We start from the raw sequence: 15,122 nt of genomic DNA on the forward strand, positions 1-15,122 counted from the left end.
CCAGCACAGGTGGCTACACGCTCGAAAGGCGCCCCCGTGTCCATCGGCAACTCCCCCGAAGACGAGCGTCCGTTCGAAGACCCGTCCGAAGAAGCCCCCGTCTCGATCGGTCGCGCCCTGCGACAGGCGCGCATCGAGGCCGGGCTGACGGTCGACGACGTCAGCACCGCCACCCGCGTCCGCATCGCCATCATCCACGCCATCGAGGCGGACGACTTCGCCCCCTGCGGCGGGGACGTCTACGCGCGCGGGCACATCCGGACGCTGGCCAGGGCCGTCCGCCTCGACCCTGCCCCGCTCATCGAGCGCTACGACGCCACCCACGGCGGCCGCCCCGCCCCGACCCCGGCCGCGCCCCTCTTCGAGGCGGAACGCATCCGCCCCGAGCGCCGCGGGCCGAACTGGACCGCGGCCATGGTCGCCGCGATCGTCGCCGTCGTCGGCTTCGTCGGCTTCACCGCCTTCAAGGGCGGCGACGACGGCGGAGCGAAGGAACAGGCCGCCGAGGGCGCCACCCCCACCGCGGGGAAGACCGCCTCGCCCACGCCGAAGACCGACAAGCCCGTCGACCGCAAGCCCGCGCCGTCCGACAGCGCCATCGCCGCCGCCCCGCAGGACAAGGTGACCGTCCAGGTCAGCGCCGCGGACGGCCGCAGCTGGGTCGCGGCCAAGGACCACAACGGCAGGCTGCTCTTCGACGGCCTGCTCAAGAAGGGCGACTCCAAGACCTTCCAGGACAGCGAGAAGATCAACCTCGTGCTCGGCGACGCCGGCGCGATCGATCTCTTCGTCAACGGCAAGAAGCTCAACGACGACTTCCGCCCCGGAGCGGTGGAGCGGCTGACGTACACCAAGGGCGACCCGCAGGCGGGATGAGCCCGCAGTACCCGCACGCGACGGGGCCGACGAAGATCGTCAACCCCGTCGACGTGGGCTGTCCGTGAGACGAAGTAGTCTTGAGCCCATGCCTGAACGCCGTACCGTCGCACTCGTCACCCTTGGCTGCGCCCGTAACGAGGTGGACTCGGAGGAGCTCGCAGGCCGTTTGGAGGCGGACGGCTGGCAGCTCGTGGAGGACGCCGAGAAAGCCGACGTCGCCGTCGTCAACACCTGTGGCTTCGTCGACGCCGCCAAGAAGGACTCCGTCGACGCCCTGCTGGAGGCCAACGACCTCAAGAGCCACGGCAGAACCCAGGCCGTCGTCGCCGTGGGCTGCATGGCCGAGCGGTACGGCAAGGAACTCGCCGAGGCCCTGCCCGAGGCGGACGGCGTGCTCGGCTTCGACGACTACGCCGACATCTCCGACCGCCTCCAGACCATCCTCAACGGCGGCATCCACGCCTCGCACACCCCGCGCGACCGGCGCAAGCTGCTGCCGGTCAGCCCCGCCGAGCGCCAGTCGGCGGGCGACGTGGCCCTGCCCGGGCACGGTGCGCCCACCGACCTGCCCGAGGGCGTCGCCCCGCAGTCCGGCCCCCGCGCGCCCCTGCGCCGCCGCCTGGACGGCGCACCGGTCGCCTCCGTCAAGCTCGCCTCCGGGTGCGACCGGCGCTGCTCCTTCTGCGCCATCCCGTCCTTCCGCGGCTCCTTCATCTCCCGCCGGCCCAGCGACGTGCTGAACGAGACGCGCTGGCTCGCCGAGCAGGGCGTGAAGGAGATCATGCTGGTCTCCGAGAACAACACCTCCTACGGCAAGGACCTGGGCGACATCCGCCTGCTGGAGTCGCTGCTGCCCGAGCTCGCCGAGGTCGACGGCCTGGAGCGGGTGCGCGTCAGCTACCTCCAGCCGGCCGAGATGCGGCCCGGCCTCATCGACGTGCTCACCTCGACGCCGAAGATCGCGCCCTACTTCGACCTGTCCTTCCAGCACTCCGCGCCCGGCGTGCTGCGCGCCATGCGCCGCTTCGGCGACACCGACCGCTTCCTCGAACTGCTCGACACCATCCGGAGCAAGGCACCCCAGGCAGGCGTGCGCTCCAACTTCATCGTGGGCTTCCCCGGCGAGTCCGAGGCCGACCTGGCCGAGCTGGAGCGCTTCCTCGACGGCGCGAGGCTGGACGCGATCGGCGTCTTCGGCTACTCCGACGAGGACGGCACCGAGGCCGCCACCTACGACGGCAAGCTCGACCCCGACGTGGTGGCCGAGCGCCTCGCCCGCGTCTCCCGGCTCGCCGAGGAACTCGTCTCGCAGCGGGCCGAGGAGCGCGTCGGCGAGACCGTCCACGTCCTCGTGGAGTCGGTGGACGACGAGGGCGTGCACGGCCGCGGCGCCCACCAGGCGCCGGAGACCGACGGCCAGGTGCTGCTCACGCCGGGCGAGGGCCTGGACGTCGGCCGTATGGTCGAGGCGAAGGTGGTCGGCACGGAAGGCGTCGACCTGGTCGCCGAGCCTCTGCCGGGCTCGTTCGGGTGTAGTGAGGAGGCGGGCAGATGACGGGTGTTCCGGCGTCGGCCGCCGACGGCTCCTCCCGTGCCCCGGCCACGCAGCCCGAGGCCGTCCAGCCCGCGCAGGCCCCCCGGTCCGCGCAGGCCGAGGCGATCGCGGCCGAGCCCGTGGGCGCGACCGCGGTCACGGACGTCGAGGGCACCGCCGTCGGGGACGTGCCGGGGACCGCCGGGGAGCAGGAGTCCGCACGGCCGCCGCGGGGCGCGAAGATCGCGGCCGCCGCCGTCAACCAGGCGAGCGTGTGGAACATCGCCAACTTCCTGACGATGCTGCGGCTGATCCTCGTGCCGGGCTTCGTCGCGCTGATGCTGGCCGACGGCGGCTACGACCCCGCGTGGCGCTCGTTCGCGTGGGCCGCCTTCGCCATCGCCATGATCACCGACCTGTTCGACGGGCACCTGGCGCGGACGTACAACCTCGTCACCGACTTCGGGAAGATCGCCGACCCCATCGCCGACAAGGCGATCATGGGCGCGGCGCTGATCTGCCTCTCCTCGCTCGGCGACCTGCCGTGGTGGGTGACGATCGTCATCCTCGGCCGGGAACTCGGCATCACCCTGCTGCGTTTTCTCGTCATCCGGTACGGCGTCATCCCGGCCAGCCGGGGCGGCAAGCTGAAGACGCTCACCCAGGGCATCGCCGTCGGCATGTACGTCCTCGCGCTCACGGGATGGCTGGCCACCCTCAGGTTCTGGGTGATGGGCGCGGCCGTCGTGCTGACCGTGGCGACCGGGCTCGACTATGTGAGACAGGCCATCGTGCTGCGCCGGCAGGGAATCGCGGAACGCAAGGCCGCCTCGGAGGAGACCCGAGCGTGAACTCCCCGGCCGCCGATGTGGTGCGACTACTGACAGTGAGAGGTGAGACGCTCGCTGTGGCCGAGTCGCTCACCGGTGGCCTGGTCGCGGCGGAGATCACGTCGGTCCCCGGCGCGTCCAAGGTCTTCCGGGGCTCGGTCACGGCGTACGCCACCGAGCTCAAGCACCGGCTGCTCGGTGTCGACCCCGGCCTGCTGGCGGCCCGCGGCGCCGTGGACGCGCAGGTCGCGGCCCAGATGGCGGCCGGAGCCCGCACGGCGCTCGACGCCGACTGGGCCGTCGCGACCACCGGCGTGGCCGGCCCGGACCCTCAGGACGGACAGCCCGTGGGGACGGTCTTCGTGGCGGTCGACGGACCGTGCGGGACGGATCGCGGTTCCGCCGGCGGCGGAAAAGTGGAAGCCCTGCGGTTGAACGGCGACCGGGCGGAAATTCGTAGAGAGAGTGTACGGAGCGTACTCGCACTGCTTCTGAGAGAGCTTGCGGGCGAACACGCCGGGAATGAGCGGGCACAGGATACGGAACAGAACGGGGGGTTTTGATGTTTGCAGCCCTGAGTGAACACGACATCGCTCCCCGCACGGCCGCAGCGCAAGGCGGTACGGTGGGGCGTGAAGGATGCGGCTACGCGGTCCGAGGAGGGAGCCACCGATGATTCTGCTCCGTCGCCTGCTGGGTGACGTGCTGCGTCGGCAGCGCCAGCGCCAGGGCCGTACTCTGCGCGAAGTCTCCTCGTCCGCCCGAGTCTCACTCGGCTATCTCTCCGAGGTGGAGCGGGGGCAGAAGGAGGCTTCCTCCGAACTGCTCTCCGCCATCTGCGACGCGTTGGACGTACGGATGTCCGAGCTCATGCGGGAAGTGAGCGACGAGCTCGCCCTCGCCGAGCTGGCACAGTCGGCAGCGGCCACTCCCAGCCAGCCTGTCCCCACGTCGGTCCGTCCGATGCTGGGTTCCGTGTCGGTGACCGGTGTGCCACCGGAGCGGGTGACCATCAAGGCGCCCGCCGAGGCGGTGGACGTGGTCGCCGCGTGAGATCAGTGCGCCCGGGCCGCTGAGGCCCGGACAGGTACGACGTTCGCACGGTACGTGCACAGGCAGTGTGGGGCCCCGGCCGGGGCTTCTCCGGAGGGAACCGGAGAAGGTGCGGTCGGGGTTTTTCGCGTCCCGGGACGGAGTCGCGGACACGGCTCGCCCGCGCCCTGCGGGGCGCGCTCCGGGGGCACGCTCCGGGGGCGCGCTCCGGGCAGGACAGCGAGCCTGCGGGGGCGGTCCCGGTGTGTTCGGGGTGCGGGCGGAAGCGGCCCGACCGGCCGGGGGTCCGTTTGCCGGTGCCGGAGGCCGAGGTCATCGTGGAGGGGCACCGCGGGAGCCGAAGACACCGGAGGTACCGATGAACGTCGTGAAGAGTCCCTTGTCCGACACCGACCTGCGGACCGTGTCCGAGGCGCTGCAGGGGGCGCTCGTCGACCTCGTCGACCTGTCGCTCGTCGCCAAGCAGGTCCACTGGAACGTCGTCGGGCCCCGCTTCCGCTCCGTCCACCTCCAGCTCGACGAGGTCGTCGACGTCGCCCGCACCCACTCCGACACGGTGGCGGAACGCGCCTCCGCGCTCGGCGTCTCACCGGACGGACGCGCGTCGACGGTGGCCGCGGGCAGCGGGATCACCGCCGTGTCGGCCGGCTGGGTCAAGGACTCCGACGCCGTCGGGACACTCGTCGCCGCGCTCGGGGCCGTCATCACCCGAATGCGGGAACGGGTGGCCGCGACGGGCGACGCCGACCCCGTGAGCCAGGACATCTTCATCGGCATCACCGGCGATCTGGAGAAGCACCACTGGATGTTCCAGGCGGAGAGCGCGTGACCCCGGGAGGGCTCAGCTGGAGGTGGTGACGGCCATGGCGGCGCGCATAGCGGGGCGCGGGACCGTCTCCGGACTGGGCACGGTCCTGAGCCTGGCTCTGGGCGCACTGTGGTGGTGGGCCGTGGTGCGACTCGCCGTCACGCACGACGCCGGGCCGCTGGAGGGGGCGGTGGCCGCGGGAGGCTGGGGGCTGAGCCTGCTGCCGGTGCACTGCGTGGCCAAGGCGCGAGCGGCGGGCGTCGTCGCGCAGGGACGGTGGAGGACCGCGTGGCGGAGGGCTGAGCGACCGCGGGGGTGAGGACGGCGGGAATGTGAGGGGCCGAGAGGGGAGAGGGGGATGGGGCATGCCGGGCGCCGGGTGGCGGCTGTCGGTGTCGGGGTGAGTGGTGCGGCTGGGGGTGATGGGCCGCACGGTCACCAGGGCATGGCCACGCCGCCGTTCGGGCGGAGAATCTGGCCCGTGGTGAACGCCGACGCGTCCGAGGCCAGGTGGAGGACCGCGTGGGCGATGTCCTGCGGTTCGCCGACCCGGCCGAGCGGTGACATGCGCGCCATGAGCGCCTCGGTGTGCGCCTGCGCGCCCGCGTCGTGGCGATCGGTCATCGGAGTGCGGATCCAGCCCGGCGCGACCGCGTTGACCCGGATGCCGTGCCGACCGACCTCCGTGGCCAGCGTCTTCGTCAACTGGACCACCGCCGCCTTGGCCACGCCATAGCAGAGGAGGCCGGGGCCGCCGGTGTCCACGGCGCCCGAGGCCATGGTGACGATGCTGCCGCCGGAGCCGCGCGCCAGCATCAGGCGGGCCGCCTCCTGGCAGGCGTAGAGCACGCCCTTGAAATTGACGGCCCAGACCCGGTCCAGATCCTCGTCCAGGGTCTCCAGCACCGGGCTGCTGTGCATGATCCCCGCCACCGCCGCCATGACGTCCAGCCGTCCGCAGGACTCCACCGCCTGGCGGACCTCGCCCCGGTCGGTGACATCGAGGTGGTGGGTGCGGGCGGTACCGCCGTGCTCCTTGATCAGGGCCGCCGTCTCGTGCAGGCCCTGCGCGTCGCGGTCGGCTCCGTGCACGGTGGCGCCCGCCTGGGCGAGCAGCACGGCGCAGGCGCGGCCGATCCCGCTCGCGGCGCCGGTGACGAACGCGGTGCGTCCGGTGAGGTCGTACGCCTTCACGGCCATGAAGCGACGGTACGAGTGTTTCTGACGGCCCGTCAATTGTCGTGACGTCGGGTGGACGGGCAGACGGGCAGACGGGTGGTCGGTCCCCGTGCGCTGTCGGCGCGACGGTGGGGGCTGGGGTGCGCCGACGAGGCCGGGTGCGGGGACGGGAGGGTGCACTTACGGGAGTGTGCGGGAACGGAAGCGGTGCGTCGGTGCGGAGCCCGGCGCCGGGGCGGGGCCCGTCTGGCAGGTGGGGCACCAGTAGGTCGGGCGCTCGCGGGAGCCGTCGCCCTGGTCGGCGACCCGGATCCGGGTTCCGCAGCGCAGGCAGGGGCGCGGTGTGCGGCCGTAGACGAACAGGTCCGGGGCGCGGCGTCCCGTGGTGTTGCGGACCGGGCGGTCTCGGTTGGCCTCCAGCAGCTTCTTCGCCAGCACGGGCAGCTTCGCGGTGCGGTCGGCGGGGAGCGCGCCGACCGGAAGCCAGGGCGTGACGCCCAGGAGGAAACAGAGCTCGCTCTTGTAGACGTTGCCGATGCCGGCCAGATTGCGCTGGTCGAGGAGTGCCTCGCCCAGCGGGCGGTCGGGGGCCGCGGCGAGGTTGGCCAGCGCCCGCTCGGCGTCCCAGTCGGGACCCAGCAGGTCGGGGCCGAGGTGGCCGACGGCCTGTTGTTCGTCGGCGGTGCGCAGCAGTTCGAGGACGGGGAGGCGGTAGCCGACGGCGTTGCGGTCGTGGACGCCGAGGATCGCCCGGATCTGGTGGACCGGGCCGCCGGTCCAGCGCTCGTCGCTCGCGTAGATCTTCCAGGCGCCGTCCATCCTCAGATGCGAGTGGAGCGTCAGGCCGCCCTCCACGCGCGTGAGGAGATGTTTGCCGCGCGCGGTGACGTCGAGAACGGCGCGGCCGGTGAGGTCGGCTGTCGCGTACTTGGGCACGCGCAGGTCGGAGCGGGTCAGCACCTTTCCCGCGAGGGCGTCGTGCAGACGCTTCGCGGCCTGCCAGATCGTGTCACCTTCGGGCATGGGTCAAGGGTGACACGAGCGAGGGAACGGGAGGGCGCGGCGATCGCCCTGGGGCCCGGAGCGGGGCCGTCCGGGGACCGAGGCCGGGTGGGGCGGGCGGCCAGGGGCCGGACGGGGTGTCGCGGCGAGGGGTGCCGGGGCCGAGCCGTCGCGGCTGGGGGTATGGGCGTGGTGGGGTTCGCTTGGGCTTGGGTCGATGAGGTGCGAAGGAGGGCAGGGTTGGGTGCTGAGGTGCGGGGCGAGGCGGTGCATGCGGTGCATGGGTGCCGTGGGCTCCGGGGACGTGGGCAGGAGCCAGGAAACTCGGCCGGGACCGGGACCGAGGGCAAGGACCGAGGCAGGGGCGGGGGCGGGGGCAGGGGCAGGGGCATGAGGTTGTCAGGCGCGTAGGCGCAGGCCTCGGGGGGTCGCGATGAAGCCGGCTCCTTCCAGGAGGCTGCCGATGGGGGAGGTGAGGGCGGAGGCGCCGTTGACGCGCTCCACGGTGACCGTGCCGAGGGAGCCCGCGCGTGCCGCCTCGGCCAGGGCCTCGGCCGCGGCGCGCAGGCGTGGGTCGTCGCCGGGTGCTTCCTCGGTGTCCGGGGCGGACGGCCAGGCCAGCAGCGTCTTGCCGCCACGCTCCATGTAGAGCGTCAACTCCCCGTCGACGAGGACCACCAGGGAGCCTGCCTTGCGGCCCGGCTTGTGACCGGCGCCGCTGGGCGGCTCGGGCCAGCCCAGGGCCGCGCCGTAGGCGTTGGCCGGGTCTGCGGCCGCGAGGACGACGGCCCGTGCGGCGTGGGCGCCTGCGCCGCGGCTCTGGACCTGGCCGCGGCGGGAACGCTCCGGCGGGCCGCCGTCGGAGAAGCCGCCGCCGCGTGGGCCGCCGGCGCCCGGAGAGGCGAAGTCGCGGGGCGAGACGTATCCGTCGCGCGAGCCGGCGGCCGGCCGGGCGCCGAAGGGCGATGCGAACGGGGTGTCGGGGTCGGCGGTGTCCCAGACGTCGTCCGACGGGGAGCCGTCGGGGAAGACGAAGTCGTCCGGGCCGCCCGCCGCAGGGCTCGCGGAGGGCAGGGGCTCGCCGCGGTCCCGGGCGTTGGCCACCGCGCGCAGCCGGTCCACCGCGCCGTCCATGGCGAACTGCGCGGCGCCCAGGCCCTCGACGACGTAACCGCGCCGGGCCTGACCGCTCTCCTCGAAGACGGACAGGATGCGGTACGTCGCCGAGAAGCCGCCCTCGACGCCCTCGGCGGCGACGGCGCCGCGGGTGACCACGCCGTGCCGGTCCAGGAGGGTGCGGGCGAGCGCATGAGCGCGGACCGTGGGGTCGGGCTCGAGGACGGGCAGGAGCGACCAACGGCCCGCGACCGTCGGAGGGCCGCTGCGGGAGGCCGGTCGGGCCGCGGCCGTCAGGGAGCCGTAGCGCCCGCGCGGGACGGTGCGCTTGGCGCGGTGGGCGGTGGAACCGGCCGTGCGGCCCGAGCCCAGCAGGGAGCGCATCGGGGCGAGCGTGTCGTTGGTGAGCCGGCCGGACCAGGCCAGGTCCCAGACCGCGTCCGCGAGTTGGGGATCGGTGGCCTCGGGATGGGTGGTGGCGCGGACCCGGTCGGCGATCTGACGGAAGAACAGGCCGTAACCGCCGGACAGCGCGTCCAGGACGGACTGGTGCAGCGCCGTCAGCTCCAGAGGGTGCGGCGGGGGGAGCAGCAGGGGCGCGGCGTCGGCCACGTACAGCGAGACCCAGCCGTCCTTGCCGGGGAGGGCGCCGGCCCCGGACCAGACGATCTCTCCGGCCGCGGTCAGTTCGTCGAGCATCGCCGGGGTGTAGTCGCGTACGCGGGACGGCAGGACGAGCTTCTCCAGCGCCGAGGCGGGCACCGACGCTCCCTGAAGCTGTTCCACGGCACGCACCAGGCCGTCGACGCCGCGCAGTGAGTGCCCCCGGCCGATGTGCTGCCACTGGGGCAGGAACTGGGCGAGCGCGGGCGGCGGCACGGGCTCCAGTTCGTGCCGCAGGGCCGCCAGGGAGCGGCGGCGCAGCCGGCGCAGGACCGTCGCGTCGCACCATTCCTGGCCGATGCCCGCCGGGTGGAACTCGCCCTGGACGACGCGCCCGCCCGCCGCGAGCCGCTGGAGGGCGCCCTCGGTGACCGCCACGCCGAGGCCGAAGCGGGCGGCCGCCGCGGTGGAGGTGAAGGGGCCGTGGGTGCGGGCGTACCGGGCGAGGAGATCGCCCAGGGGGTCCTTGACGGGTTCCGTGAACGCTTCCGGCACGCCGACCGGCAGGGCCGTGCCGAGCGCGTCGCGCAGGCGGCCCGCGTCCTCGATCGCGGCCCAGTGCTCGGCGCCGGCGACGCGGACCCGGATGGCGCGGCGGGCGACGGCCAATTCCTGCGCCCAGTGCGGTTCGGCGCCTCGCTCGGCGAGTTCGGCGTCGGTGAGCGGACCGAGGAGGCGCAGAAGGTCGGCGACGCCCTCGACGTCCTTCACGCGGCGGTCCTCGGTGAGCCACCTCAGTTCCTGTTCCAGCTCGGCCAGGACGTCGGCGTCCAGCAGCTCGCGCAGTTCGGCCTGGCCGAGCAGCTCGGCGAGCAGCCGGGAGTCCAGGGAGAGGGCGGCGGCCCGCCGTTCGGCGAGCGGGGAGTCCCCCTCGTAGAGGAACTGGGCGACATAGCCGAACAGCAGGGAGCGGGCGAAGGGGGAGGGCTCCGGGGTGGTGACCTCGACCAGGCGCACCTTGCGCGACTCGAGGTCGCCCATCAGCTCCACGAGGCCGGGCACGTCGAAGACGTCCTGGAGGCACTCGCGGACCGCCTCCAGAACGATCGGGAACGAGCCGAACTCGCTCGCCACCTGGAGCAGTTGAGCGGCGCGCTGGCGCTGTTGCCACAGCGGTGTGCGCCGGCCGGGGTTGCGGCGCGGCAGCAGGAGCGCGCGGGCCGCGCACTCGCGGAAGCGGGCTGCGAACAGCGCCGAACCGCCGACCTGGTCGGTGACGATCTGGTCGACCTCGCCCTTGTCGAAGACGACGTCCGCCGCGCCGACGGGCGCCTGCTCAGCGTCGTACTCGGCGCCCGCCTTCACCGGCTCGTGGTCGAGGAGGTCCAGGCTCATGAGGTCGGCGTCGGGCAACCGCAGCACGATGCCGTCGTCGGCGTGCATGACCTGGGCGTCCATGCCGTACCGCTCGGAGAGCTTGGCGCCGAGGGCGAGCGCCCACGGGGCGTGGACCTGGGCGCCGAACGGGGAGTGGACGACGACCCGCCAGTCGCCCAGTTCGTCCCGGAAACGCTCCACGACGATCGTGCGGTCGTCCGGGACGTGCCCGCACGCCTGGCGCTGCTCCTCCAGGTAGGACAGCACGTTGTCGGCCGCCCACGCGTCCAGCCCGGCGGTGAGCAGCCGGAGCCGGGCGTCGTCCTTGGGCAGGGAGCCCACCTCGCGCAGGAACGCGCCCACCGCCCGGCCCAGTTCCAGCGGCCGCCCCAGCTGGTCGCCCTTCCAGAAGGGCAGCCGGCCAGGGACGCCGGGGGCGGGGGAGACCAGGACGCGGTCGCGGGTGATGTCCTCGATCCGCCAGGAGCTGGTGCCGAGCGTGAAGACGTCGCCCACGCGGGACTCGTAGACCATCTCCTCGTCCAGCTCGCCGACCCGGCCGCCGCCCTTCTTGGGGTCGGAGCCCGCGAGGAACACGCCGAACAGGCCCCGGTCGGGGATCGTGCCCCCGGAGGTGACGGCCAGGCGCTGGGCGCCGGGACGACCGGTGACCGTGCCGGCGACCCGGTCCCACACCACGCGCGGGCGCAGCTCCGCGAACGCGTCGGACGGATATCGGCCGGCCAGCATGTCCAGGACGGCCGTGAACGCCGACTCCGGGAGCGAGGCGAAGGGCGCCGCGCGGCGGACCGTCGTCAGCAGGTCGTCCACCTGCCAGGTGTCGAGCGACGTCATCGCGACGAGCTGCTGCGCCAGGACGTCCAGCGGATTGGCGGGGACCCGCAGCGACTCGATGGAGCCGGTGCGCATCCGTTCGGTGACCACGGCCGCCTGGACGAGGTCGCCGCGGTACTTCGGGAAGACCACGCCGGTCGACACCGCGCCCACCTGGTGCCCCGCCCGTCCCACCCGTTGCAGGCCGGACGCCACCGAAGGCGGCGACTCCACCTGGATGACCAGGTCGACCGCGCCCATGTCGATGCCGAGTTCGAGGCTGGAGGTGGCCACCACGGCGGGGAGCCTGCCCGCCTTCAGGTCCTCCTCGACGAGCGCGCGCTGTTCCTTGGAGACGGAGCCGTGGTGGGCGCGCGCGATGACGACCGGAGCGCCCTGGGCCGCGCCCGAGCCGCCCATGAGCTGTGCGGGGGAGTGGTGCTCGTCCAGGGGCTCGCCGGTCGCCCGTTCGTAGGCGATCTCGTTGAGCCGGTTGCACAGGCGCTCGGCGAGGCGACGGGAGTTGGCGAACACGATCGTGGAGCGATGAGCCTGGACGAGGTCGGTGATCCGCTCCTCGACGTGCGGCCAGATAGACGGGCGTTCCGCGCCCTCGGAGCCGTCGGCGACGGGCGAGCCGCCCAGTTCGGCCAGATCCTCCACGGGGACCACGACCGAGAGGTCGAACTCCTTGCCGGACTTCGGCTGGACGATCTCCACCTTGCGGTGCGGGGACAGGTAGCGCGCCACCTCGTCGACCGGGCGGACCGTGGCCGACAGGCCGATGCGGCGGGCCGGCCTCGGAAGCAGCTCGTCGAGCCGCTCCAGGGACAGCGCGAGGTGAGCGCCGCGCTTGGTGCCCGCCACGGCGTGCACCTCGTCCAGGATCACCGTCTCGATGCCCGTCAGCGCGTCACGGGCGGCCGACGTCAGCATCAGGAACAGCGACTCGGGGGTCGTGATCAGGATGTCCGGCGGGCGGGTGGACAGCGCCCGGCGCTCGGCCGGCGGGGTGTCGCCGGACCGGATGCCCACCCTGACCTCGGGCTCGGTCAGCCCCAGACGCACGGACTCCTGGCGGATGCCCGTCAGCGGGCTGCGCAGGTTGCGCTCGACGTCGACCGCCAGGGCCTTGAGGGGGGAGACGTAGAGAACGCGACAGCGCTTCTTCGGGTCGGCGGGCGGGGGCGTCGAGGCGAGCTGGTCCAGCGCGGCGAGGAAGGCGGCCAGGGTCTTGCCGGAGCCGGTCGGGGCCACGACCAGCACGTCCGAGCCCTCACCGATGGCCTGCCACGCGCCCGCCTGGGCCGCGGTGGGCGCGGAGAACGCCCCCGTGAACCAGCCGCGGGTCGCGGGGGAGAAGCCGTCGAGGGCTCGGTGTGCGGAGCTGACCATGCGTCCATCCTGCACCCGACCACTGACAATGGCCCTGACCTGCGGCTTCACCGCCGACGTGGCGCGACCCCTCGGCACGGGGCGGCGTGCGGCGTGGGCGGCGTGGGACGTACGGCGGGGCGGCCTGGGGCGGGAGCGGCGTGAGGTGGGAGCGGCGTGAGGTGGGGTGCACGGCGGGGCGGAGGTGCGGCGCGGCGGGCGCGGTCGGAGGAGGCCGGACGGAGAGGAGGGAGGAAGGGAGGGAGGAGAGGCGAGTGGGCAAACTCCGGGCGTCGCGGAGAATGGGGTCATGGCGGATTCGGGTGAGCTGGCACGGCACTGGCGGTATGCCGAGCTGCCCGGCGTCGACCTGCTGCGTGCCCGTTACGTCCGCAAGACGTTCGTGCGGCACACGCATGAGCACTTCGTGATCGCCGCCATAGCCGAAGGGGTGGAGGTCTTCGCCCACCGCGGGGCCGACCAGTACGCCGGGGCGGGAGCCCTCGCGCTGGTCAACCCGGACACCCCGCACACCGGGCGGGCCGGCGTCCCGGAGGGCTGGCGCTACGGGGCCGTGTACCCCTCGCCGGACGTCGTGGCCGGCATCGCGGCCGAGACGACGACCCTGCGCGGAGCCGCGGGCTTCGTCCGTCCCGTGCTCGACGACCCGTATGCCGCCACGCTCGTGCATCGGGTGCTCCGGGCCGCAGAGGAGGGCAACGCACTGGCCGCCGACACCCTGCTGAGGGTGGCGGTGACACGGTTGCTGCGGCTCAACGGCGGACCGCTGCCGCAACGGGAGATCCGGTCGGCGGGGGCCCGGATCGCCGCACGCGCGCGTGCCGCGCTGGAGGACCGGCTGGTCGATCCGCCGACGCTGGAGCAGCTGGCCGAGGACCTGGGCACCGGCTCGTTCGCGCTGCTGCGGGCCTTCCGGGACACCTACGGGCTGCCGCCCCACGCCTGGCTGACCGACGCGCGGGTACGGCGGGCACGGCGGCTGCTGGACGCGGGCACGGTGCCCGCCGAGGCGGCCGTCGCCGTCGGCTTCACCGACCAGCCCCACCTCAACCGCCACTTCGCCCGCATCGTGGGAGTCCCGCCGGGCGCCTACCAGCGGGAGCGCAAGAACGTACAAGACTCGGCAGGACCGGCGCCCCTAGCGTCCGGGGCGTGGCAGAACACACAGCTCACACGGACACAGCTCACATGGACCCAGCTCACACCGACGCAGCAGGCGGCGACGCAGCCCACCCGGGCACCCATGCGGACGCCGGGGGAAAACCGGACGGCGCCGTCGTACGGGACGCCCTCGCCGTAGGGGTCGCCGTGGGACTCTCCGGGTTCGCCTTCGGCGTGACCTCGGCGGGCAGCGGACTCACGGTGTGGCAGACCTGTGCGCTCAGCCTCCTGGTGTTCACCGGCGCGTCCCAGTTCGCGCTGGTCGGAGCCCTGGCGGCGGGCGGCAACCCGTTGACGGCGGCCGCGGGCGCCTTCTTCCTGGGCGTGCGCAACGCGTTCTACGGCCTGCGTCTGTCGCAGTCGCTGGCCCTCCCGCGCGCGGTGCGCCCGTTCGCCGCCCACTGGGTGATCGACGAGACGACGGCGGTCTCGCTGGCCCAGCCGGGGCGCAGGGCCGCACGCCTCGGCTTCGCCGTCACCGGACTGACCCTCTACGTCTTGTGGAACCTCACCACGCTGCTCGGCGCGCTCGGCGCCGAGGCCCTCGGCGACACCGACGCGTGGGGACTCGACGTGGCCGGACCCGCCGTCTTCTTGGCGCTGCTCGCGCCCATGCTGACATCAGCCGTCGAGCGCGCCGTCGCCGGACTCGCGGTGCTCCTGGGACTCGGCCTGCTGCCGGTTCTGCCCGCCGGAGTGCCCGTCCTGGCGGCCGCGCTCGCCGCGCCGGCCGTGCTGTACGCCGAGGGCCGCCGCGCGGCCGGCCGGGAGGCCTCCCGCGGGAAACCGGCCGCCGGCCGGGGCGACTCAGGACAGGAGGAGGAACGGTGAACACCTGGATCGCGATCGGTGCGACCGCACTCGGCTGCTATGCCGTCAAACTCGCCGGACTGCTCGTTCCCGAGGGGGTCCTGGAGCGGCCTCTCGTCAGACGCTTCGCGGCCCTCCTCCCCGTCGCCCTGCTCGCCGCCCTCACGGCCCAGCAGACCTTCGCGGACGGCCGCGCCCTCGTCCTGGACGCGCGGGCCGCGGGGCTCGCCGCGGCCGTCGTCGCCCTCGTGCTGCGGGCGCCCTTCCTGCTGGTGGTCGCGGCCGCCGTGGTGGTCACGGCGGGCGTCCGGGCCATCGGGGGGTGAGCGGGTCGTCGGCGGGGCGGGTCGTCGGCGGGGCGCGCTGTCCGCCGGTGAGCGGAAGCGGCGCCGGCAGGGGGCACGACCCTGAGAACGGCGAGAGTGATGAACGCGGCGAGTTCGGTCGAAGCGGCGGGAGGGGCGCGGAGGAGAGGGCGGTAGGAGCCGTCGGCGTGGCGCGCGTGGCGCGGCGGGTGGCGTGGCGTGGCGCGGCGTGGCGC

Annotated in this window: 13 protein-coding genes; 10 read left to right on the top strand and 3 right to left on the bottom strand. The window is 73.7% G+C overall.

Annotated features, from left to right (window positions below):
* Nucleotides 1-36 precede the first annotated feature (36 nt).
* From OG802_RS26320 to OG802_RS26350, 7 genes are all read left to right on the top strand, one after another.
* Nucleotides 37-876, top strand: coding sequence for a helix-turn-helix domain-containing protein (locus OG802_RS26320; RefSeq protein ID WP_329414259.1), 840 nt, complete (start codon nucleotides 37-39; stop codon nucleotides 874-876).
* Between the two features lie 88 nt (nucleotides 877-964).
* Nucleotides 965-2,434, top strand: a complete 1,470-nt coding sequence (gene rimO, locus OG802_RS26325; protein ID WP_329414261.1) for a 30S ribosomal protein S12 methylthiotransferase RimO — start codon at nucleotides 965-967, stop codon at nucleotides 2,432-2,434.
* Nucleotides 2,431-3,264: a CDP-diacylglycerol--glycerol-3-phosphate 3-phosphatidyltransferase gene (gene pgsA / locus OG802_RS26330; RefSeq protein ID WP_329414263.1), complete on the top strand. Its 834-nt coding sequence runs from the start codon at nucleotides 2,431-2,433 to the stop codon at nucleotides 3,262-3,264. Before rimO ends, pgsA begins: the two co-directional genes overlap by 4 nt.
* The gene (locus OG802_RS26335; RefSeq protein ID WP_329414264.1) at nucleotides 3,261-3,806 is read left to right on the top strand and encodes a CinA family protein; all 546 of its coding nucleotides are present in this window, start codon (nucleotides 3,261-3,263) and stop codon (nucleotides 3,804-3,806) included. The genes pgsA and OG802_RS26335 overlap by 4 nt, the downstream gene beginning before the upstream one ends.
* Before the next feature lie 109 nt (nucleotides 3,807-3,915).
* Complete coding sequence (locus OG802_RS26340; protein ID WP_057575292.1) at nucleotides 3,916-4,296, top strand: helix-turn-helix domain-containing protein; 381 nt, start codon at nucleotides 3,916-3,918, stop codon at nucleotides 4,294-4,296.
* 358 nt (nucleotides 4,297-4,654) lie between these two features.
* Entirely contained in the window at nucleotides 4,655-5,125 is a 471-nt protein-coding gene (locus tag OG802_RS26345) for a Dps family protein (RefSeq protein WP_329414268.1), read from the top strand.
* A 34-nt stretch (nucleotides 5,126-5,159) separates the two neighbouring features.
* The gene (locus OG802_RS26350) at nucleotides 5,160-5,423 is read left to right on the top strand and encodes a hypothetical protein (RefSeq protein WP_329414270.1); all 264 of its coding nucleotides are present in this window, start codon (nucleotides 5,160-5,162) and stop codon (nucleotides 5,421-5,423) included.
* A gap of 116 nt (nucleotides 5,424-5,539) precedes the next feature.
* Here the strand turns inward: OG802_RS26350 and OG802_RS26355 are convergent, their stop codons facing one another.
* The 3 genes from OG802_RS26355 to OG802_RS26365 form a co-directional block, all read right to left on the bottom strand.
* The gene (locus OG802_RS26355; protein WP_329414272.1) at nucleotides 5,540-6,304 is read right to left on the bottom strand and encodes an SDR family NAD(P)-dependent oxidoreductase; all 765 of its coding nucleotides are present in this window, start codon (nucleotides 6,302-6,304) and stop codon (nucleotides 5,540-5,542) included.
* Nucleotides 6,305-6,463: 159 nt separating this feature from the next.
* Nucleotides 6,464-7,306 carry an Fpg/Nei family DNA glycosylase gene (locus tag OG802_RS26360; RefSeq protein WP_329414273.1) on the bottom strand — a complete coding sequence of 281 codons (843 nt, stop codon included), beginning with the start codon at nucleotides 7,304-7,306 and terminating at the stop codon, nucleotides 6,464-6,466.
* Nucleotides 7,307-7,684: 378 nt separating this feature from the next.
* Entirely contained in the window at nucleotides 7,685-12,610 is a 4,926-nt protein-coding gene (locus tag OG802_RS26365; protein ID WP_329414274.1) for an ATP-dependent helicase, read from the bottom strand.
* A 289-nt stretch (nucleotides 12,611-12,899) separates the two neighbouring features.
* Here OG802_RS26365 and OG802_RS26370 point away from each other — a divergent pair, with 289 nt between their 5' ends.
* The 3 genes from OG802_RS26370 to OG802_RS26380 are packed head-to-tail and all read left to right on the top strand — an operon-like array spanning nucleotide 12,900 to nucleotide 14,907.
* Nucleotides 12,900-13,910 carry an AraC family transcriptional regulator gene (locus OG802_RS26370; protein ID WP_329414276.1) on the top strand — a complete coding sequence of 337 codons (1,011 nt, stop codon included), beginning with the start codon at nucleotides 12,900-12,902 and terminating at the stop codon, nucleotides 13,908-13,910.
* Entirely contained in the window at nucleotides 13,799-14,602 is an 804-nt protein-coding gene (locus OG802_RS26375) for an AzlC family ABC transporter permease (RefSeq protein WP_329414278.1), read from the top strand. Before OG802_RS26370 ends, OG802_RS26375 begins: the two co-directional genes overlap by 112 nt.
* Nucleotides 14,599-14,907, top strand: coding sequence for an AzlD domain-containing protein (locus tag OG802_RS26380; RefSeq protein ID WP_329414280.1), 309 nt, complete (start codon nucleotides 14,599-14,601; stop codon nucleotides 14,905-14,907). Before OG802_RS26375 ends, OG802_RS26380 begins: the two co-directional genes overlap by 4 nt.
* Nucleotides 14,908-15,122 lie beyond the last annotated feature (215 nt).

Source organism: Streptomyces sp. NBC_00704 (genome assembly GCF_036226605.1).
Lineage (GTDB): Bacteria > Actinomycetota > Actinomycetes > Streptomycetales > Streptomycetaceae > Streptomyces.

Coding starts and splice junctions, on each gene's coding strand:
- rimO (WP_329414261.1), top strand. CDS start 965: ATGCCTGAACGCCGTACCGTCGCACTCGTCACCCTTGGCTGCGCCCGT.
- pgsA (WP_329414263.1), top strand. CDS start 2,431: ATGACGGGTGTTCCGGCGTCGGCCGCCGACGGCTCCTCCCGTGCCCCG.
- OG802_RS26340 (WP_057575292.1), top strand. CDS start 3,916: ATGATTCTGCTCCGTCGCCTGCTGGGTGACGTGCTGCGTCGGCAGCGC.
- OG802_RS26345 (WP_329414268.1), top strand. CDS start 4,655: ATGAACGTCGTGAAGAGTCCCTTGTCCGACACCGACCTGCGGACCGTG.
- OG802_RS26350 (WP_329414270.1), top strand. CDS start 5,160: ATGGCGGCGCGCATAGCGGGGCGCGGGACCGTCTCCGGACTGGGCACG.
- OG802_RS26355 (WP_329414272.1), bottom strand. CDS start 6,304: ATGGCCGTGAAGGCGTACGACCTCACCGGACGCACCGCGTTCGTCACC.
- OG802_RS26360 (WP_329414273.1), bottom strand. CDS start 7,306: ATGCCCGAAGGTGACACGATCTGGCAGGCCGCGAAGCGTCTGCACGAC.
- OG802_RS26365 (WP_329414274.1), bottom strand. CDS start 12,610: ATGGTCAGCTCCGCACACCGAGCCCTCGACGGCTTCTCCCCCGCGACC.
- OG802_RS26370 (WP_329414276.1), top strand. CDS start 12,900: ATGGCGGATTCGGGTGAGCTGGCACGGCACTGGCGGTATGCCGAGCTG.
- OG802_RS26375 (WP_329414278.1), top strand. CDS start 13,799: ATGGACCCAGCTCACACCGACGCAGCAGGCGGCGACGCAGCCCACCCG.